The following is a 20,791-nucleotide window of genomic DNA, read 5'->3' as shown; positions in this document are numbered from 1 at the left end:
TGATGGGATGGCATTAAGCCATTTGATGATGACAGGGATGTTGAGTGCCGTATTCGTTTCGCGTTGTGCCTCGCCGTTGTTGCTCGCCTTGCACGCTGTTGTTGGCTTCGTTGTTGAGCCTGAGTGCTTCTGCACTCCAGGCGGCAGAGCCTTCCGCCCCAGGCCAGGAAGTGCTGCGCCAGCAACAACAGCAACAGCGCGATCTGCAACAGCTGCAACTGGAGCAGCGTCGCCGGCAACTGGAGCGCGGCAGCTTTGGTCCTGCGCCAGTCGCGCCGGCCGTCCCCGCCAGTGTGCCCGCCGATGAACGTTGCTGGCCCCTAAGTGGCACGCGTGTCGGTGGCGTCACCCTGATCAGCAGCAAGACCCTCGACGAGCGGATCAAGCCGCAACTGTCGTCGTGCATGGGCGTCGGCCAGATCAACCATCTGTTGGCGACCATCACCGGCCTGTATGTGGACGCGGGGTACATCGCCAGTCGGCCGTACCTGCGCAGCGCTCCGGTCGCCGGGCAATCGCTGGATATCGTGGTCGATGAAGGTTACGTCGAGTCCATCGAACTGGCCGACCAGCGCCTGCCGGTGTCCCTCGGTGGCGCCTTCCCCGGAATGCTCGGCAAGCCGCTGTACCTGCGCGATCTTGAGCAAGGCCTGGATCAGTTGAACCGCTTGCGTTCGCTTGACCTGACGGCCGATATAGCCCCCGGCTCGCAGCCCGGCGCCTCGCGGATCATCCTGCGTTCGCGCACCAGCGGCCAATCTCGATGGGCGTTGGGGCTGGGCGTCGACAACTTCGGCAGCGCCAGCACCGGGCGTGATCGCGACACCCTGAGCCTGAGCCTCGACAGTCCGCTGGAGCTCAATGACGCCCTCAACGTGAGTGCCAGTGACACCCTCAATCGGGGCGATCGCTACAGCCGCAACGCCAGCGTTTACTACGCCATTCCCTACGGTTACTGGACCTACAGCGTATTCGCCAGCCATGCCGAATACCGCGCGCCGTTCAAGCTCAGCACCCTGAAATTCCACAGCAGCGGCATCACCGACCAGCTCAGCGTGCGCGCCGACCGGGTGTTGTGGCGCGATCAGAGCCATCAGTTCAGCGCCAACCTGCAACTGGCCCACAAGGACGTCGACAGTTATCTGGAGAACATTCGCCTCGGTATCCAGAGCCCGACCCTGACCGTGGCCGAAGCCGGTTTGAACCTGTTCTGGCTCAACAGCGCCGTGTGGAACCTGGACGTCAATTACGCCCAGGGCCTGCGCTGGTTCGGTGCCGATGACGATGCCCAGCGCCAGGTCAACAACCTGCCCAAGGCGCAGTTTCGCAAGTACCGCGCCGGTCTCAGCCAATGGCGAAACGGCCAGTTTGGTCAGCAGACATGGCAGTGGCAAAGCCAGTTGAACATTCAGTACAGCCCCGATCCGCTGCCGGCGATCGAACAACTGCTCGGCACCGATGATTCCGCCGTGCGCGGTTACCGGGTCAACAGTGCGTCCGGTGCCAGCGGCGCGATCTGGCGCAACACCTTGCGCCTGCCGTTGCGCAGCGATTGGCCGGTGCAAGTCACTCCGCGCCTGGGGCTGGACAACGGCTGGATCAAGGCCGACCACGGCACCCAGGGGCAACGCCTGAGCGGGGCCAGCGCCGGGGTCAACCTGAGCTGGAAAAACCTGCAAGTGGACGTCGATTACCAACGCAGCCTAAACACCCCCAGCGGTTTAAGGCATGAGCCAGAAACCTGGCTGATGCGCGTGGGGGTGCAGATATGACCACCGACTCACTCGACACACATTCAGCCGTCGGACCTGTGCGCGACAGCCTCGGCAATCATCCCAACGCGCAACGTGATGCCGCACTTTTATTGAGAGGTTCCTATGCCTGAACAAACATTTGCGTTCCATCTTTCCCCTCGGGGAAAACTGCGCTGGGCGATTGCCAGCCTGTTCCTGATTGCCCATCTGCCAAACGCCCTCGCGGGTGGCGTGGTGGTCGCACCGGGCCCCGGCGGCACCGCACAACTGCAAACCCAGGGCGGCGTGCCGATCGTCAATATCGTTGCACCCAACGGCTCGGGCCTGTCGCATAACCAGTTCCTCGACTACAACGTCGATCGCCAGGGCCTGGTGTTGAACAACGCCTTGCAGGCCGGGCAATCCCAACTCGCCGGGCAACTGGCCGCCAACCCGCAGCTCCAGGGCCAGGCCGCGAGCGTGATCCTCAACGAAGTGGTCAGCCGCAACGCCTCGGCCATCAACGGCGCCCAGGAAATCTTCGGCCGCGCCGCCGATTATGTGTTGGCCAACCCCAACGGCATCTCGGTGAACGGCGGCAGTTTCATCAACACACCCAACGCCAATCTGGTGGTCGGCCGTCCCGAATTGAACGACGGCAAGCTGCAAGCCCTGAGCACCCGTGAGGCCACCGGGACGTTGCAGATTCAGGGCGCGGGCCTGCAAAACCGTGAGGGCTCGATCAACCTGATCGCCCCGCGCATCCACAGCCAGGGCAGCCTCAACGCTCGGGATCAACTGAACCTCACCGTCGGCCGCAATCAGGTGGATTACGCCTCGGGCCAGGTGAAAACCGTGGACCCGGCCGGCAACACCACCGACCACCGCATCGACGCCAGCCTGTTTGGCGCCATGCAAGCGGGGCGCATCAACATCGTCAGCACCGCTGAAGGCGCCGGCGTGCGGGTCGGGCCGGTGCAGGTCGCGGGTCGCGAGGGTGTGCAGATTCGCTCGGCAGGGGATTTGAGCATCAGTGGCCAAGCCGTCCCCGACAGCCTTGAGGTAATCCGGGCAGGCGTTCGCAGCAGCCAGGGTGACGTCCGCTTGCACAGTGGCAAGGACCTGACCCTGGCCGCCGCCGACGTCAGTGGCCGTGACGTCAAACTCGACGCCGGACGCAACTTGACCTTGAGCACCGTCGAAAGCCGCCGTCTCCAGGAGACGCGCGAAAACTGGAACAACAGCACCATCGGCATCACCTGGGAAACCTACGACCGCACGCAGACCGACAGCGATTCACGCCAGCACGGCAGCCAGATTCTCGCCAGCCGCGACGCGCAATTGTCGTCCGCTGGTGACACTGAACTGAAAGCGGCCAAGGTCAAAGCGGCGAACAATCTGACCGTGCAAAGCGGCGGCGATCTACGCCTGAGCGCCGCCACCGAAAGCCACACCCAGACCGATCAGGGCAACCACCGCAAACACTTGTGGAAAGCCGATTGGAACACCAGCAGCGAAGAGCAGCGCAGCATCACCAGCCACTTGGAGGGCGGCAACATCGCCCTGCAGACCGCCGCGTTATTGCGTTCCGAAGGGGCTGAGTTGAGCAGCGCCGCTGACATCCACCTCGCGGGCAAACAGGTGGAAATCACCAGTGCGAGCCGCACTCAGCGCACCAGCGACAACCGTTACTCGGGCGATCTGGTGGGCGGCGGTTTCTTTGGCAAGACCGGCGACGCCGATCAGGGCAAGACCCAGAACCAGGGCAGCAAAATCAACGCGGCCGGCAAGTTGATCGTCAAGGCGGACGACGTGCGGATCAGCGGCAGCCAGGTGCGCGGCGGTACCGAATCGAGCGTCATCAGCGACAAGGGTTCGCTGGTGATCGATGGCGTACAGGACACTTCTCACACCAACAGCCACGACAAGGACAGCAAGTTCTTCGGCATCACCAAGGACGAAACCCGGCAGAACGCCAAGGACAGCAGCACGGTGCGCAGCGAGCTGACCTCGGACAGCAACCTTGGGCTCAAGAGCGCCAAGGACATTGAGGTGGCCGGTTCCACGGTCAAGGCTGGCGGCAACCTGAGTGCTGACGCGGCGGGGGATGTGAAGGTGCATTCCGCGCAAGACACTCGCGACAGCAGCACAACCACCGAGACGCGTGGCTTCGATGCCTACGCCAGGGAAAACAGTCCGGACGCCGGGCAGTATCGTGCCGGTGTGCATTACGAAGGCAAGCAGAAAACCGTGACCGGCAACGACATCAAGCAGCAGGGCTCAAGCCTCAGCGGCGGCACTGTGCAACTGGCGGCGGGCGGCGACCTGACGCTCAAAGGCTCCGAGGTCAACGCCACACACGGCGACGCGACGCTGACCGGCAAGAACGTCTCGCTGCTGGCCGAGCAGAACAGCCACAGCACCTCGACGGATAAAACCGGCACCAGCGGCGGCTTCTACTACACCGGCGGCCTCGACCGCGCCGGCAGTGGCATCGATTTCGCGCACACCTCCTCGCAAGACACCACTGGCACAACCACCGCGCAAACCAGCAGCGTGCAGAGCAGCGGCAACCTGAACATCAACACCGGCAAACTGACCACCGAAGGCGCGCGTCTGGATGCCGGCAAAGGCCTGAATGTCGCTGCCGTCGAGGTAGACAATCGCGCTGCGCACAACACCGACAGCAGCACCCACAAAGACAGCAACTGGTCAGCGGACATCGGCGCCAACGTCGAGTACAAGGACATCGCCCGGCCGATCGCCGGAGCGGTCAAGGATGTGCTGGCCGGCAAGGTGCCGGACAAGGATGCGCTGGCCAACCTCGGTCAACCCAACGTCGGCATCGGCGTTGCGATCGGTCATCAGAACGCCAGCCATACCGAGCAAACCAGCACCGCCGTGGTCAGCCAGTTCAAGGGCGGCACCGTGGAGATGAACGTGGCCGGGACGTTGCAGGACCAGGGCACTCAGTACCAAGCGAGCACGGGCAAGGTCAACATCAACGCCGATACCTTGGTGGCGACCGCCGCGAATAACACCCACCGCAGGACCGATCAGGCGCTGGACGCCAAGGCTGATGTGCGGGTCTACACCAAGACCGGTGAGGACGTGAACGTCGCCGGCAGCGGTGCGGGTGGCAGCAGCCAGACGCGCAAGGACACGTCCACTGCTGTCGTCGGCAGCTATGCCGGCAGCAAAGGGGTGACCATCAATCTGCGTGGCGATGGCCAGTTCGAAGGCAGCCATTTCGATGGCGGGCAGGGCGGTGTCTCGATCAAGACCGGCGGTGACCTGGCGCTGAATCAGGCCACTGACCGCCAGAGCAACGACACCTCCAGCCTACGCGGCAACGGCTCGTTGAACGTCGGCACTGCACCGGGCACCAACGGCACCAATGTCGATCTGGGTGCGGGTTTCCAGCTCGATCACACCGGCAAACAAACCCGGGACAGCCAGGCGCAGGTGTCGAGTATTCAGGGTAAAGGTCCGGTGCTGTTGAGCAGCGGTGGCGATCAGATCCTGCAAGGGACGAAGGTCGACACGCGGGGCGGCATTGACCTGAAGGCTGGCGGCCAACTCGATCTGCAAGCGGCAACCGACACCCACACCGCGACCGGCAGCAACCTCGGCGGCGGCCTCAAGGTGGGCGGCAGCAAAACCAGCACGGAGATAAGTGCTGACCAGGGCGGCAACGTGAGCGGCAATTTCAACATCGGTCGGGTCAACGAAACGACACGGACTTTGACCGGTGGACAGCTCAACAGCCAGGGCAACATCGCCCTCGGTGGTGACGCGATCCACCTGCAAGGCACCCAGGTCAGCGCCCCGAGCGTCAGCCTCGATGCGCAGAGCGGCGGCATCCTCCAGGCGTCGGCCGAGTCCACACAGAACCGCACAAACTGGAATGTGGCACTGAATGCCGGCGGCAACCTGAGCAACAGCACACCGGTCGTCGCGGATGAAAAGCACGTCGCCACAAGTGATCACGGCTTCAATGCCGGGGCCAAGGTCGGCGTGGATTACCTGCAAGGCACGATCCAGCAGAACAGCCAGATCAAGGCTGACAACGTGGTGTTGAACAGCGTGGGTGATACTCGTCTGGCGGGTGCGCGGATTGATGCGACGACCGTCAGCGGCAAGGTCGGCGGTGACCTGAGCGTGGAAAGTCGCCAGGACAGCCAGACTAGCGCCAAGGTTGATGTTGACCTCGGCCTGACAGGCAAGAAGGTTGCACCAGCCGACAAGGACAAAGTGGCCGAGAACACCAAACCGGGCGGGACTGACTACAAGCCGACACTGAAACTAGATGGCGGTTACGCGCATAAGGACAGCGTCGGCCAGGCTTCCGGTATCAGTGGCAGCCAGGGTGTAAGTCTAAAGGTGGGCGGCGCCACGCAACTGAGCGGTGCACGGATTGCATCGACTGACGGCCGCGTGGGGCTCGGTGGTTCCAAAGTCACCACTGCCACCGTGAGCAACCGTGATTACGGGATCAACGCCGGTCTGGATTTGCCTGAAAAGGCAGAAGGTGAAGCCGGTAAACCGGTCGTTACAACCCCGGGTGAGCACAGCATCAAACTCGGTCCGGTCACCCTGGGCGGTCATTACGACAGCCAATCGTTACAAGCTGGGATCGACGAGAAAAATATCTAGGCTCCGCCTTCCCTGTGGGAGCGAGCACGCTCGCTTCCCCATTTGATTGTTAGCGGGAAACTTGCGGTGCGTGACTCGGAGGGGTTCTCAGCCCTGCCGTTTCACCACCGTCCACCGTCAACACCGTACCGTTGACGTAGCTGGACGCTGGCGACAGCAACCAGCAAATCGCCTGGGCCACTTCTTCGGGCGCGGCCAGGCGGCCTACGGGAATCCTTGCGGTCAGGGCAGCCAGACGAGGTGCGTCCTTCATGATCGCGTCCATCATGCGCGTGGCGATCTGACCGGGGCACACCGCGTTGAACCGTACGCTTGCGCCATATTCCAGGGCCAGCGCCTGCGTCATGCCAATCAAGGCCGCCTTGCTGGCGCAGTAAGTGGCCAGTCCCTCTTCGCCGGTCTTGCCGGCGATCGACGACACATTCACCACCGCTCCATGACCCGCCTGCAAGCCGGGCAAGGCGTGCTTGATGAAGAAAAATGCCGAGCGGGTGTTGACCTCGAACATCGTGTCCCATTCCAGTTGTGAGGTCTGTGTGAGCGCCTTGCGCCCGGCCATGCCGGCGTTGTTGACCAGACCTTGCAAGGAGCCGTTACCCAGTTCCAGTGCGCGGTAGACGACGCGTTGACAGTCGGCCTCTTGCCGCACGTCGCCCGCCACGAACGTGCTGCCCGGCAGGCGCTGGGACAGCTGCTCTCCCGCATCGACGTCACGTCCAGTGAACACCACTGACATGCCCTGGCCGATTAACTGCTCTACGGTGACGGCACCGATGCCCTGGGTGCCGCCGGTCACGATGTACATGCTCATAGGTTATTGCTCCTTGAGTTGGCGGGCGTTGCGTTGTGCTCGCAAGGTCAGCCAGGTAGTGGTCATCAGCCCGACAATGCCCACCAGTAGCAACAATGTCGACATGGCGAGAATCGAGGGGTCGATGGTGTCGCGTATGCCATCGAACATTTGCCGGGGCAAGGTCCGTTGGCTGGGGCCGCCGATGAACAGCACCACGACGATTTCGTCGAACGATGTCATGAAGGCGAAGAGTGCGCCCGATATCACACCAGGTGCGATGATTGGCAAAGCAATACCCGCGAAGGCCCGCACAGGTGAGGCGCCGGACATGGCGGCGGCCTTGAGCAAGGTCATGTCGAAACCCTGCAGGCTGGCGGCAACACTGATCAGGACGAAAGGCGTGGCCAGGACGGTGTGGGCCAGAATCAGACCGAACAAAGTACCTGTCAGGCCCAGTTTGCCGAAGAGAAAATACATGCCCAGCCCGGAGATCACAGGTGGGAAAATCATCGGTGAAATCAGCAGGCCGAGCATTCCGCTGGCGGCTGGCAGGTTGCGGCGTGCAAAGGCCAGCGCGGCCAGCGTTCCGAGCAATGTCGCCAGCAGTGTCGAGGCGATGCCGACCCACAGGCTGTTGCTCAGCGCTTGCATCCAGGGACCGCTGGTGAATACCCGTTCATACCATTGCAGGGAGAGTCCCGGGAGCGGGTAGGAGAGGAACGTGCCACTGCTGAATGAAATCGGTACCACCGCCAACAGTGGTGCGATCATGAAAATGCTCATCAATAGACCGAACAACACATGAGCCTTGCGGGCGAGGTAAGCCTGTATGAAATGGTTCATGGGAGCTCCTTCAGCGCAGGCCGGCAATCTGGCGAATACCCACCAGGCGCGCGGCCAGCAGGTAAATGACCATGACACAGGAAATCAGCACCAGCCCGAGTGCCGAGGCCATGCCCCAATTGACGGTGGTGTTGGTATAGAACGCAATGAAATAGCCAAGCATCTGTTCGCGGGCACTGCCCACCAGGGTCGGCGTCACGTAGTAACCCGCCGCGACGATGAACGTGAGCAGGGTGCCGGAACCGATCCCCGTCAAGGTCAGGGGCAAGTAGACCTGCATGAACCCGCGTATGGGATGAGCGCCGAGTGAGGCTGAGGCGCGCATGAAATGGGGCGGGATATTTTTCATCACGTTGTACAGCGGCAGCACGCTGAACGGCAGCAGGATGTGCACCATCACGATGTACACACCCGACAGGTTGAAAATCATCGGCAGCGGGTGATCGATCAGGCCGAAGCGCAGCAGTAACGTGTTGACGATGCCTTTGTCCTGCAGTACCACGATCCAGGCCGTGGTTCGTGCCAGCAACGAGGTCCAGAACGGCAGCATGACCGCCAGAAACAGCAAGACTTGCAGGGCCGGTGAAGCCTTGACCATCAACGCGGCAAACGGAAAGCCCAGCAACAGACACAACAGCGAGACTATCAGGGCGATTTTCAGGGTCTTGAAGGTCAAGTCCAGGTACACCCGCTGGCTTTCTTCGACCGGCGCGACACCTTGATCCGTTTGCTTCAAGTCCAGGGCGGCCAGCAGGTAATACGGCGTATAGGCCGGGGACGCGCGGCGAAAGTCCTCCCACACCTGTGGTGAAATCCAGCGTTCATCGATGGCGGCCAAACGCTCTCGGGCGCTCTGGCTTTCCGGGTTCGCCAGCGGCGTTCTGTAGGTCCGTGCGGTGTTCATGACCAGGAAGCGATAACCACTGTTCTCGTAGTTGAGGCGTCGTGCCGCCTCACCAATGACTGCATTGCTCGGGGCGTTGATAAAGTCTTGCTCGAGCGCATCGAACACCCGGTCAGTTGGCAGCGCCGTTGAATCCTTCGCCGGCTCGTCGACCATCGTCCTGATGGCCGTGGGGAACGCTTGTAGCAGTTCGGGATTGCTGACGGCCCGGTAGAACATCATGCCGATCGGCAGAGCGAAGAAAACACAGGTGTAAGCCAGCAGCGGCAAGAGCAGCAGCATCGAAACCCAGCGCTTGCGGCGACTGGATTGATAATGGGCGACGGCCAGCGTGTCGACGCAAGCCGGTGCATCTATTGAGGAAACGGACATAGTGAAACCCACCTTGATAAAACCATACTCGAACCGCGCCTCCGTCATCGGCGGCGCGGTCTTGAGGCCTGTTTACTGTGCGACCCAGCGGGTAAACCGGTTCATCAGGTCTTCCTCGTAGTTGACCCAGAACGGTGTATCGAGCAGCAGGGCATCTTTCATGTTGGCCGGGGCGTTGGGCAACGCGCTGGCCGTCTTCTCATCCATGGCCGCTATGGCCTTGCTGTTGACAATGCCGTAAGGAATCGCGTGGGCGAAATCGCTTTGGGCCTTGGCACCGAGGATGTAGTCGAGGAGTTGATAACTGGCGGTTTTGTTCGGGGTGTTCTTGATGATGGTCCAGTAGTCCATGCTGTACAGCTGTTGCTGCCAGATCAGTGGAAAATGGTTTCCCTGTTGATTGGCGATGGCGATCCGGCCGTTGTAGGCGGCACTCACGGCGATGTTACCGGCGGCCAGCCATTCCAGCGGCTGAGCGCCGGTTTCCCACCATTGGATGTAGGGTTTGATTTGGTCCAGTTTGGCAAATGCACGGTTCTGTCCCGCCGGGGTCGCCAGCAATTTATAGACGTCGGCCGGTGCGACACCGTCGGCCATCAAGGCAATTTCCAGGGTCATGCGTGCCTGTTTACGCAAGCCGCGTTTGCCTGGCCATTTCTGGACGTTCCAGAAATCAGCCCAGCTTTTCGGGCCGTCGGCGCCAAATTTTTTCGGGTCGTAGGTCATCACTTCGGACCAAACAAACGCCCCCACACCGCACTCCGAAAAGGCCTCGGGATTAACCTCGGGCGCATTCTTCAATTGTTTGTGATCCAGGTCTTCGAGCAGGCCCTGTTCGCAGGCCAATTCCATTTCGTTCTGGTCCATCTGCACCAGGTCCCACGTGGGATTACCTGACTCGACCATCGCTTTCTGTTTCGCCAGGCCGCCGCCGTAGCTGTCTTGAACCACCGGTTTGGCGCTTTGCGCGGCAAACGGTTTGAACCAGGCCTTGTCGAAAGCCTCCTGCGTGGCGCCACCGAAACCGACCACCGTCAGGTCGCGGGCCTGGGCGAGGGGGCCGGTCAGTGCCAGCGTGAGTACAAGGGCCAAGCGTGTTGAATGTGAGTGCATGGTGCAACTCTCCTGCTGAAGGAAAAGCAAATAGGGATTAGCGGGTGTACCGGCAGGAAAGCGGCTCAGGTCGAGTGATCGAAACTGTGCATAGTGATGACCTTCTTATTGTTGTGGGTGTGGTGTGTTTCGGTGGTGACAAGGGTTTTGGGTCAGGCGCGGAGCGGTGCTCAACCCTGCGCGAAAACCCGCGCGTCTTCGGGGCGCCAGCTAAAACCGATGCGCTGACCGTTGTTCAAGCCCTTGATGGCCTCATCGTTGGCGGTTTTCACAATCAGCGTGTCGTCGTTGTCCAGTTTCAAGTGAATGCGCAGGTGATCGCCCAGGTAGACACGGTCGGCCAGAGTTGCCTGATAGCTGTTCTGATTGATCGGGGACAGTCGGATGTTCTCCGGACGGATCAGCAGCTCGACTTTTTTCGAGGCGCCGATTGGCATCGTCACGCCCATGCCACGGGCCTCGAAACCAGCGTCAAGTGCGACCTCGACCTCATGCCCATGGCGTGCAACGAGACTCCCGCGCAATACATTGTTTTCACCGATAAACGTGGCCACGTAAGCGTTTTCAGGATGCTCGTACAGCGAAACCGGATCGCCGATCTGGGCAATATCACCTTGATGAAACACGGCTACCCGGTCGGACATGGTCAAGGCTTCGCCCTGATCGTGGGTCACGTACACCACCGTGACGCCGAGTCTTCGATGCAACTGTTTGATTTCGTACTGCATGTGCTCGCGCAGGTTCTTGTCGAGAGCGCCGAGCGGTTCGTCCATCAGGATGACCTGTGGCTCGAATACCATGGCGCGGGCAAGGGCGACGCGTTGCTGCTGGCCGCCGGACAACTCCGTGGGGCGCCGTTGCTGCATGTCATGCAACTGGACCATCTCGATCGCACGCTTGACCTTGCTCTGCACCTCGATGCGATTGAGTCCGCGCATTTTCAATGGATAAGCCAGGTTCTCGGCCACGGTCATGTGCGGAAACAGCGCGTAGTTCTGGAATACCATGCCCATGCCGCGTCGGTGTGCCGGGACGTTCTGGATCGGTTTGCCCATCATGCGGATTTCGCCGCGGGTCGGGGTTTCGAAGCCGGCAAGCATCATCAGCGTGGTGGTCTTGCCCGATCCGGACGCACCGAGCAGCGTCAGGAATTCTCCTTGCGCGATGGAGAGATTCAGGTCCTTGATGATCAGCGTCTTGCCGTCATAACTCTTTTGCACATGGTTGAGGTCGATCAACGCACCGGATGAGTCGAGGGAATGGGCGAGGCTATTCATGAGCAGTGTCCCGTGGCGTGATTGACGTCGTTCAGCGCGTCCGTCAGGCGGCTGACCAGTTCGCGCAGCTGTGTCGGTTCAATAATGAAAGGTGGCGCCAGGGCGATTGAATCGCCCATGTTGCGCACGATCAGGCCGTGCTTGCGTGCCGCCAGTTCGACCTGCGCGCCGATCGCCACCTGCGCCGAAAACGAGCGTCGCGATGACTTGTCAGCCACCAGTTCCAGACCCGCAACCAGCCCGATGCCGCGGATTTCGCCAACCAGAGGGTGGTCGAACAGTGGCGCCAGTTCGCCGTGCAGAACCTCACCCAACTGGCGGGTGCGGGCAGGGATGTCCAGCTCCTGGTAGATGGATAGCGTCTCAAGGGCGACGGCGGCGGCCACCGGGTGCCCGGAGTAGGTGAAGCCATGTCCGAAGCCGTTCAGTTGCTGGCTCTGTTCTTCAAGCACTCGGTAGACCGGGCCGCTGACCACGGTGCAGGAAATTGGCTGATAGCCCGCCGAAAGGCTTTTGGCGCAAGCCATCATGTCGGGTGCAAAGCCCATCGTCTGATGGCCGAACCACTGACCGGTACGACCAAAGCCACAAATGATTTCGTCGGCCAGCATCAGAATGTCGTAACGGGCCAGCAGTGCCTGTACCGCGGAAAAATAGCCGGATGGCGGGACGATCACGCCGCCGGCTCCCATGACAGGTTCGCTGATGAAGGCAGCGATGGTGTCTGCTCCTTCAGCCTCGATGCGTCGCTGCAAGTCGGCGACCAAGCGTTCGCAGAAGGCGGCCTCAGACTCACCGGGCAAGCCATTACGGTAGTAATGGGGGCACTCGACATGAATCACCTGGTCCAGCGGCAAGCCGAATGCAGCGTGCATGTTTGGCAACCCGGACAGCGTCGCCCCCATCACCGTGGAGCCATGAAAACCTTTCTGGTGGGCGATGATTTTGCGCTTGTGCGTATTGCCCCGCGCCCGGTGCCAGGCCCAGGACATTTTGATCATCGAGTCGTTCGCTTCCGAGCCCGAACAGGCAAAAAACACTCTCGCATCCGGTAGTGGCGCGAGGGTGGCGATGCGTTCGGCTAAGCGTGCCGTCACCGCTGGAACCCGATGATTGAAGGTGTGGTAGTAGGGCAGCACGTCGAACTGGCGTTGTGCGGCGTCGGCCAGTCGACGATTGGAAAACCCCAGACTGGCACACCAGAGACCGGACATTCCTTCAATGTATCGCTGTCCGTGTTCGTCGATGACGTGGATGCCATCTCCGCGTTCGATGACCATCGGGCCTTGTTGTTGATGGCGCCGCAGGTTGGTCTGCGAGTGCAGGTGAAAGCGTTGATCTGCCTGGGCCAGAACGCTGGCTGCGGGGGTGTTTTCGTGCGGCACGAGTGGCATCTCCGAGAGCTGAAATCAATATAACTTATAAGATCGCAAAATTCGGCCTAGTCTGGCCGGGGCATTTCTGCCTGTTGGAAAAAATAACGCCAACGGCTTGTTGTTGCAATATATATCTTATAAGTTGTAAGAAGGAGGCCGTGAGAGCGGTCGCCTTTCTAACAACCATTCAGGAAATGCAGCCATGTCGATAGCCGCTCCACCCCCCATTCCCGTTCCGGTCGAGGACCTGAGTCCCGGGCACATCGCCCACCTCAAAGAGCGCGCGCTGTTTGTACGCCTGGAAACCGTGCGCCTGATTTCCATCGCCAAGGTGGGGCACTACACCTCGGTGTTTTCCTGTGCTGAAATTTTCTCGGCGCTGTATTACGACGCCATGCGCTTGCGCCACGGCGAGCCCAAGTGGCCAGGTCGTGATCGCTTCTTGATGGGCAAGGGACATGCCGCAGTTGGGCTGTATCCGTTACTGGCGGACTGGGGCTTTTTCGACAAGGCGCTGCTCGACGGCTATACGCGCCTGGGTAATCCGTTAGGTGATCACCCGGATATGCGCAAGGTCGCGGGGGTCGATTTCAGTTCCGGTTCCATTGGTCATGCATTGTCCGGCGGACTGGGCATGGCGTTGGGTGGACGGCTGCAGAACAATCCGTTCGATGTGTATGTGCTGCTTGGCGACGGCGAAATGCATGAAGGCCAGGTCTGGGAAGCGGCAATGGCGGCTGCGCATTACAAAACATCGAACCTGATCGCGATCATCGACCGAAACGGTTACCAGCTCGACGGCAAGGTCGACGACATCATCGGAATTGAACCGCTGGGCGACAAATGGCGCGCTTTCGGCTGGGACGTGCATGAGGTCGACGGGCATGACGTCGCCGCCGTGGCTCGTCTGTTGCGCCAGCTGAAAGCCGATACGCAACGCGAAAAGCCAGTCTGCGTGATCGCCTTGACCGTCAAGGGCAAAGGCGTCGAGTACATGGAAACCGAGCCCGGCTGGCATCTTGGCTGGTTGGCCGAGGAAGACGAATTGCTCGCTATCGAAGAAATCAAATCCAAAGGAGGTGTGCAATGAGCTCGCCCGTCAGCGCCGATACCTGGCAGTACCGGCAGATCAACGCTCGCGCCCCCGGCCTGAACTATTTGTCTGATGCGTTGATCGACCTGGTTGACGCCGGTCACAAGATCGCCGTCGGCACCGCTGACCTCCAGTACTCCAACGGCTTGAGTCGCTTCGCTCAGCGCCACCCCGAACTGTTTATCCAGTTCGGTATCTCCGAGCAAAACATGGTCACCGCGGCGGCGGGCATTGCCACCACCGGGAGCATGCCGTTTGTGGCGACATTCGCTTCATTCCTGGCCTTGCTCTGCTGCGAGCAGATTCGCATGGATGTGGCCTACAGCGCACTTCCGGTGCGGCTGATCGGACACCATTCGGGAATCAGCCTCGGTTTCTATGGCACCTCGCATCACGCCACCGAAGACCTGGCAATCACCCGCAGCATCGCTGATCTGACGGTCGTCGCACCCGCCGATGGCCCACAGTTGGCGGCGGCGATACGTGCCTCGATCAACCATTCGCAACCGATTTACTTCCGTATTGGTCGGGGCCAGGAACCTAACGTTTACCCCGATGACGTGGTGTTCGAGTTTGGCAAAGCCATCGTTCATGAGCGGGGTAGTGACCTGACCCTGATCGCCACCGGCAGCATGCTTCACCCGACGCTGGAAGCCGCGCAGGCCTTGCGCGCCAGTGGTTTATCGGTCGGGGTGATCGATATGCACACCATCAAACCGCTGGATCGTGATGCGGTGCTGCATGCGGCGGGCGAAAGCGGGTTGTTGATGACCGTCGAAGAACACAACGTGCTGGGAGGGCTGGGCGGTGCTGTGGCGGAAGTGCTGGCCGACACGGGTCAAGGGACGCGTTTGCGGCGTCACGGGATCGAAGATGAATACAGCCTCATTGCCCCGCCGACCCATCTCTATCGCCATTACCGGCTGGATGCCGTGGGTATTGAAGCCGTTGCCCGGGAGGCACTTGCCCCAGGAGTCGATCATGTTGCTTGACGCCAATCAGTCCTTGCATGAACGGGCTCGGCAGGTGTTGCCGGGCGGCCATCTGAGCCCGAGCCGCAAACTCGGTCAGCCTTATGCGTTTGTTCGTGCAGAAGGTCCGTATCTGTACGACGCCAACGGCGACCGTCATACCGATTTCCACTGTGGTTTCGGCGCGCATGTGCTCGGGCACGGCAATCAGGCGATTCGTCAAAAGGTTGCACACGTCAGCGAACGCCTTGACCTGATCGGCGCCGGCATTACCGATCTGGAAGTCGAGACGGCGCAAGCGCTGGTCGAGTGCATTCCCTGCGCCGAGCAGGTCGCGTTTTGCAACAGCGGCTCCGAAGCGACTTATCACGCCTTGCGCCTGGCGCGGGCCGTCACCGGCGCCAAACGGATCATAAAATTCCAGGGCGGATATCACGGCTGGCACGACTATGTGGCGATGAACGGCCAGACATCCCGTGAGCGCATGGACAGTTTCGACCCGATGTCTGACGGTATTCTGCTGGATGCCGCGCAGTACACGATCATCCTTCCGTATAACGATGCCGAGGCGGTGGAGCGTTACCTCAAGTCCAATCCGGGGGAGGTCGCGGCGATCATCGTCGAACCGATTGCCCACAACATGGGCTCGGTGACGGCATCGACGGCATTTCTGCGGGCGCTTCGGCAATTGACCGTCGAGCACGGCGTGATTCTGATTTTCGATGAGGTCATCACCGGCTTTCGTCATGCGCTGGGCGGCTATCAGTCGATCGTCGGCGTGACACCGGATCTGGCAACCTTCGGCAAGGCGGCTTCATCAGGTTATCCCGTGGGCTTGGTCGCCGGCCGTCGGGATCTGTTGGAGCGCGTAGGGCAGTCGGGCGACCGGGGCGTGTTCATGGGCGGAACGTTCAATGGAACGCCATCGACGCTGGCGGCGGTGCTGGCGACCATCGAGGAGCTTTCTCGCGAAGGCGTCTACGAACGCCTGTTCGCCATGGGCGACTATTTGCGCGGGCAGCTCGACGGCATTATCCAGCGGCTGGGCATTCCCGCTCAAAGTGCCGGATATGGGTCGGTCTGGCTGATGTACTTTTTCGAGGGGCCGTACAGCCAGTACCGTGATTTGTTGCGCAACGATGACGCGCTGGACCTGGCGTTTCGCAAGCGTTTGATCGAGCAGCGGATGATTTTTCAGCCATTACCCCTCAAGCGCCTGTACCTGTCGACCTCGCATACCACAAAGATTCTCGATGAAAGCCTCGACGTCATCGAAAACGCCCTCAAGGCGCTGATTCGCTAGGCCGAGCAACGGAGAGCGGCACGCGCAGTGCCGCTCTTTCTGCATATGATTCCCAAACCGCTGTAGAGCGAGGTTGAGTGTTACTTATAGGATATAAGACAATGTATTTCAGATTTTTGGCGCAACCCCGACAGGCTGCGCAATAAAAAGCATTATCCAGGAGTTCGACCGTGCAGATTCAACCGCTGGAACAAGGCAACCTGTCCGCCCGCGCCTATTACGCCATTCGCGAAGGACTGATCGCCGGCAACTTCCGGCCCGGCGAGCGGCTGGTCATGCAAGACCTGGCCGACAAGCTTGGCACCAGCGTCACCCCAGTCCGCGAAGCCTGCCTGAGGCTGGTCAGCGAGCGCGGTCTCGAGTTGCGTTCGGGCCGTTTTGCCATGGTTCCGGAGCTGACCATGAGCCGGTATTTGGAGGTGCGCACGATCCGCATCGCACTGGAAGGCCTGGCCGCTGAGCTCGCCACGCGCAACGTTACGCCGCAGGACCTGACTCGGCTGGAAGAACTGCATGCCAGTTTTCAACAAGCCGACCAAGCCAACGACGGTCCGCAAGCAATGCATTTCAACCGTGAGTTCCACTTCACGGTCTACCGGTTGGCGGCAATGGACATGCTGACTGCCCAGATCGAAGGGTTGTGGGTTTCCATGGGGCCGATCCTCAATCTGTTTTACACCAAGGGGCATAACACCTACATCGGTGCCGACGAGCATCTGGTACTGATCGAAGCCCTGCGCGAGAAAAAGCCGGCCAAGGCGCGCAAGGCCATTGCTGAAGACATCATGCGCGGTGGTGTCAGCATCATCGGCTTCATTACCGAAAGCGAAGGCAAGTAATCCGAGATTGAAGTAGATAACCCACCAGTTCCTCGATACGGACCTGGGGAATGTTGGCCGCACGGCACGGCGACGTGTTCTGGGAGTTAATCCAGGGCGTGGGGAAGGGGCGGGATTGATGGATTGCGACCAGTTGCCGAAGGAAATCATCAAGCAGCAGCGATGCCCGGCGTTGCACCGGACATCGCGCTAACACTCAAACTCGCTCAAAAATCGCCGCAATTCCCTGACCACCGCCAATGCACATGGTCACCAGCGCATATCGCCCGTTGATGCGCTGCAGTTCGTGGATGGCTTTGGTGGCAATCATTGCGCCGGTCGCGCCCACTGGGTGACCGAGGGAAATACCCGAGCCATTCGGGTTGACCTTGGCCGGGTCTAGGTCCAGTTCCTGGCTGACGGCACAGGCCTGGGCGGCGAAGGCGATGTTGGCTTCGATCACGTCCAGGTCAGCCACGGTCAGGCCTGCGCGTTTGAGTGCCAGGCGCGTGGCGGGAATCGGGCCCAGGCCCATCAGTTCTGGCTCAACACCGGCGTGGGCATAGCTGACCAGGCGAGCGAGCGGGCGCAGGTTGTTGACCTGCACCGCGCTGCCGGTGGCCATGACCAGTGCCGCAGCGCCGTCGTTCAGGCCCGAGGCATTGCCGGCCGTGACTGAACCGTCCTTCTTGAACGCCGGCTTCATCTGCGCGAGTTGTTCCAGGGAAGTGGAACGCGGGTGTTCGTCGATGCTGAACAGCGTCGTTTCCTTGCGGCCACGGATTTCGACCGCTGCGATCTGCTCACTGAAGTAGCCATTGGCGATGGCGAACGCCGCGCGTTTTTGATCTTCCAGGGCTAGGGCGTCTTGCATGTCGCGGGTGATGCCGTTGCGCTCGGCAATGTTTTCGGCGGTGATGCCCATATGGATGCCATGGAACGGGTCATGCAGGATGCCCAGCATGTAGTCGATGGCCTGGACGTTGCCCATGCGCGCGCCCCAACGGGCGGACGGCATCAGGTACGGGCCGCGGCTCATGGACTCGGCACCGGCGCCGATGGCAATCTCGGCGTCGCCCAGCAGCAAGGTCTGGGCCGCGCTGATGATGGCTTGCAGGCCGGAACCGCAGAGGCGGTTGACGTTGTAGGCGGGGGTTTCCTTGGGGATACCGGCGTTCATCGCGGCGACCCGGGAAATGTACGCGTCGCGGGTCTCGGTCGGGATCACGTTGCCCATCACCAGATGGCCGATTTGCGCCGGGTCCACGCCGGAGCGCTCCAGGGCGGCCTTGACGGCCGTGGTCGCCAGATCGGCCAGCGGGACATCTTTGAGCGAGCCACCAAAGGAGCCGATGGCGGTGCGTGCGGCGCTGACAACAAATACGTCTGGGGTGTTCATGAAGGCTTTCCTGTAGATGGGTTCTTTTCAGTGCTGCGATTAACCAGTGCGTTCAACGCTGCCTGCGCTTCAGGGGTGGTCAGGCGCTTGATGAACAGCAAGTTCTCCTGGCGAATGGTGGCTTGCAGTTCCGGCATGGACGTCTGCTTGAGCAGTTGCCGGGTCTGACGCAGGGATTCCTGGGGGAGCGCCAGCAGGCGACGAGCCATGCGCTCGGCGGCCGCCAGGCACTGTGGCCCGTCGTCGAACAGTTCGTTGGCCAATCCGCACGCGACGGCGGCGGCACCGTCCAGGCTGTCGCCCCACAGCAGCAAGCGCGCCGCCCGGGCATGACCGAGCAGGCGCGGCAGCAGCAGGCTGGCGCCGAACTCCGGGCACAGGCCCAGGTTCACGAACGGCATGCGTAACCGGGCATTGCGCGTGACCAGCACCTGATCGCAATGCAGCAGCAGGGTGGTGCCGATGCCGATGGCCGCTCCGCAGACCGCCGCGATCAACGGTTTTTGCAGGTGGATCACCACGCGCATCAGGCGAAACGCCGGGCTATCCAGATCGGTCGGCGGATGCTGGAGAAAATCCGCCAGGTCGTTGCCACTGGTAAAGCAGGTGTCGCCACCGGTGACAATGATCACGCCGATTTCAGCGTCTTCATCAGCGGCCAGCAACAGATCGGCCAGCTGCGTGTACATGCGATTATTCAGCGCGTTGAGCTTGTCGGGGCGGTCAAAGGTGAGCGTCAGTACACCTTCGTTTCGTTCTTGTTTGATCAGGTCGTTCATGTACGTGCCCTGGGTGATCGCTATGAACGGCACTCTAAGCGCGGGACCGGCGCCGGATCTATGACAAAACCAGTCAACGAAACTGCCGCTTTTTGCCATGTCGGCCGTCGCGAGCGCCACAAACCGGCCCACACACCCATTCGGGGTATGGCGCGGTTGGCTGAATCGACCAATAGTGGATTCATCCGCTCATCCAGATCGGAACTCGCTTGATAAGGTGAATTTGCTATGCGCAAGGCCTTCTTGGTGATGCTTGGTGCGTTGATTGTGCCGCTGTCGGCAGCCGTCCACGGCGCCGAAGTGGACGATAGCCACACGCTGCGGCTGTATAACTGGGCGGATTACATTGGCGAAAAAACCATTGCCGACTTTCAGAAAGCCACCGGCATCCGGGTGATCTACGACACCTTTGATGCCTATGAAACGGTTCAGGCCAAGTTGCTCACCGGTCACTCCGGCTATGACCTGGTGGTGTTGAACGCCTCCCTCGCACCACCGCTGATCAAAGCCAAAGTGTTCCAGCCGCTCGACAAAAAGTTGCTGCCAGGCTGGGCCAATCTGGACCCGAAAGTCTTGCAGGACTTGCAGGGGTTCGATGCAGGCACGCTGTACTCGGCGCCCTATACCTGGGGCAGCAATGGCATCACGTACAACGTCGACAAAATCAAGGAGCGCATGCCGGACGCGCCGATTGGCTCGTTGGCGATGATCTTCGACCCTAAAATCGTCTCGCGCTTCGCCGATTGCGGCGTGACCCTGGTCGATGCACCCACTGAAGTCATTCCACTGGCGCTGAAGTACCTGGGGCGCGACCCGCGAAGCGCCGCGCCGGAGGACCTCAAGGCCGCCCAGGATTTGCTGCTGTCGGTCAGGCCGTACATCCGCAAGTTCGACTCGGTCAACTACCTGACCAGCCTGCCCAATGGCGATGTGTGCATGGCCATGACCTGGTCCGGCGATTACGCGACCGCCATGGCTCGCGCCGAAGAAGCCAAACTGAAGATCAAGCTGGCCTATTTCATTCCCAAGGAAGGTTCGCTGATCTGGTTCGACAACCTGTACATCCCCGCCGATGCGCCCCACGTGGCCAACGCCCACACGTTCCTCGATTACTTGATGCAGCCACAAGTCATGGCCGACGTGACGGACTTCATTCACTACGCCAACAGCAACGCGGCGGCCACACCGTTAGTGCACGCCGATGTGCGCAATAACCCGGCGATTTATCCCGATGACGAAACCCGCCAGCGGCTGTTTCCGCAGAAAACCCAGGATGCAAAAGAGATGCGTGCCATGACCCGGGTCTGGAGCACGGTGAAGAGCGGGATTTGATCGTTTACCCCCTTTGGTTTGAGGTTTGT

The 20,791-nt window shown here is 60.9% G+C and carries 15 protein-coding genes; 7 read left to right on the top strand and 8 right to left on the bottom strand.

What is annotated here, in order from left to right; all coding sequences use genetic code 11:
- Nucleotides 1–44: 44 nt before the first annotated feature.
- Both AB4N91_RS16970 and AB4N91_RS16965 read left to right on the top strand, forming a co-directional pair.
- Entirely contained in the window at nt 45–1,772 is a 1,728-nt protein-coding gene (locus AB4N91_RS16970; protein WP_460111258.1) for a ShlB/FhaC/HecB family hemolysin secretion/activation protein, read from the top strand.
- Between the two features lie 105 nt (nt 1,773–1,877).
- Nucleotides 1,878–6,389, top strand: coding sequence for a hemagglutinin repeat-containing protein (locus tag AB4N91_RS16965; protein WP_460111256.1), 4,512 nt, complete (start codon nt 1,878–1,880; stop codon nt 6,387–6,389).
- A gap of 49 nt (nt 6,390–6,438) precedes the next feature.
- On the opposite strand, the gene AB4N91_RS16960 is transcribed toward AB4N91_RS16965, so the two are convergent.
- The 6 genes from AB4N91_RS16960 to AB4N91_RS16935 form a co-directional block, all read right to left on the bottom strand.
- Nucleotides 6,439–7,200: an SDR family NAD(P)-dependent oxidoreductase gene (locus tag AB4N91_RS16960; protein ID WP_010458484.1), complete on the bottom strand. Its 762-nt coding sequence runs from the start codon at nt 7,198–7,200 to the stop codon at nt 6,439–6,441.
- A gap of 3 nt (nt 7,201–7,203) precedes the next feature.
- Nucleotides 7,204–8,025: an ABC transporter permease gene (locus AB4N91_RS16955; RefSeq protein WP_010458485.1), complete on the bottom strand. Its 822-nt coding sequence runs from the start codon at nt 8,023–8,025 to the stop codon at nt 7,204–7,206.
- Nucleotides 8,026–8,035: 10 nt separating this feature from the next.
- A complete protein-coding gene (locus tag AB4N91_RS16950) occupies nt 8,036–9,301 on the bottom strand; it encodes an ABC transporter permease (protein WP_010458486.1) in 1,266 nt (421 codons plus the stop codon).
- Nucleotides 9,302–9,373: 72 nt separating this feature from the next.
- Nucleotides 9,374–10,414, bottom strand: a complete 1,041-nt coding sequence (locus AB4N91_RS16945) for an ABC transporter substrate-binding protein (RefSeq protein WP_010458487.1) — start codon at nt 10,412–10,414, stop codon at nt 9,374–9,376.
- Nucleotides 10,415–10,584: 170 nt separating this feature from the next.
- Complete coding sequence (locus AB4N91_RS16940; RefSeq protein ID WP_010458488.1) at nt 10,585–11,691, bottom strand: ABC transporter ATP-binding protein; 1,107 nt, start codon at nt 11,689–11,691, stop codon at nt 10,585–10,587.
- A complete protein-coding gene (locus tag AB4N91_RS16935) occupies nt 11,688–13,085 on the bottom strand; it encodes an aminotransferase (protein ID WP_186353614.1) in 1,398 nt (465 codons plus the stop codon). The genes AB4N91_RS16940 and AB4N91_RS16935 overlap by 4 nt, the downstream gene beginning before the upstream one ends.
- 184 nt (nt 13,086–13,269) lie before the next feature.
- Between AB4N91_RS16935 and AB4N91_RS16930 the strand changes: the two genes are divergently transcribed.
- The 4 genes from AB4N91_RS16930 to AB4N91_RS16915 all read left to right on the top strand — a co-directional run bounded on the left by AB4N91_RS16930 (nt 13,270) and on the right by AB4N91_RS16915 (nt 17,273).
- Nucleotides 13,270–14,157 (top strand): transketolase, encoded by an 888-nt coding sequence (locus AB4N91_RS16930; protein ID WP_010458491.1) that lies wholly within the window; start codon nt 13,270–13,272, stop codon nt 14,155–14,157.
- Nucleotides 14,154–15,152, top strand: a complete 999-nt coding sequence (locus tag AB4N91_RS16925; protein WP_010458493.1) for a transketolase family protein — start codon at nt 14,154–14,156, stop codon at nt 15,150–15,152. The genes AB4N91_RS16930 and AB4N91_RS16925 overlap by 4 nt, the downstream gene beginning before the upstream one ends.
- Nucleotides 15,142–16,434 (top strand): aspartate aminotransferase family protein, encoded by a 1,293-nt coding sequence (locus AB4N91_RS16920; protein ID WP_010458495.1) that lies wholly within the window; start codon nt 15,142–15,144, stop codon nt 16,432–16,434. Before AB4N91_RS16925 ends, AB4N91_RS16920 begins: the two co-directional genes overlap by 11 nt.
- Before the next feature lie 170 nt (nt 16,435–16,604).
- Nucleotides 16,605–17,273: a GntR family transcriptional regulator gene (locus AB4N91_RS16915; protein WP_010458497.1), complete on the top strand. Its 669-nt coding sequence runs from the start codon at nt 16,605–16,607 to the stop codon at nt 17,271–17,273.
- A 196-nt stretch (nt 17,274–17,469) separates the two neighbouring features.
- On the opposite strand, the gene AB4N91_RS16910 is transcribed toward AB4N91_RS16915, so the two are convergent.
- Nucleotides 17,470–18,651, bottom strand: coding sequence for an acetyl-CoA C-acyltransferase family protein (locus AB4N91_RS16910; RefSeq protein ID WP_077748879.1), 1,182 nt, complete (start codon nt 18,649–18,651; stop codon nt 17,470–17,472).
- Entirely contained in the window at nt 18,648–19,430 is a 783-nt protein-coding gene (locus AB4N91_RS16905; RefSeq protein ID WP_010458500.1) for an enoyl-CoA hydratase, read from the bottom strand. The genes AB4N91_RS16910 and AB4N91_RS16905 overlap by 4 nt, the downstream gene beginning before the upstream one ends.
- Nucleotides 19,431–19,658: 228 nt before the next feature.
- Between AB4N91_RS16905 and AB4N91_RS16900 the strand changes: the two genes are divergently transcribed.
- Nucleotides 19,659–20,762 (top strand): polyamine ABC transporter substrate-binding protein, encoded by a 1,104-nt coding sequence (locus tag AB4N91_RS16900; protein ID WP_010458502.1) that lies wholly within the window; start codon nt 19,659–19,661, stop codon nt 20,760–20,762.
- Nucleotides 20,763–20,791: the final 29 nt, after the last annotated feature.

It is taken from the genome of Pseudomonas sp. H3_D04, assembly GCF_054669175.1.
This window is presented reverse-complemented; position numbering and strand designations above follow the sequence as displayed.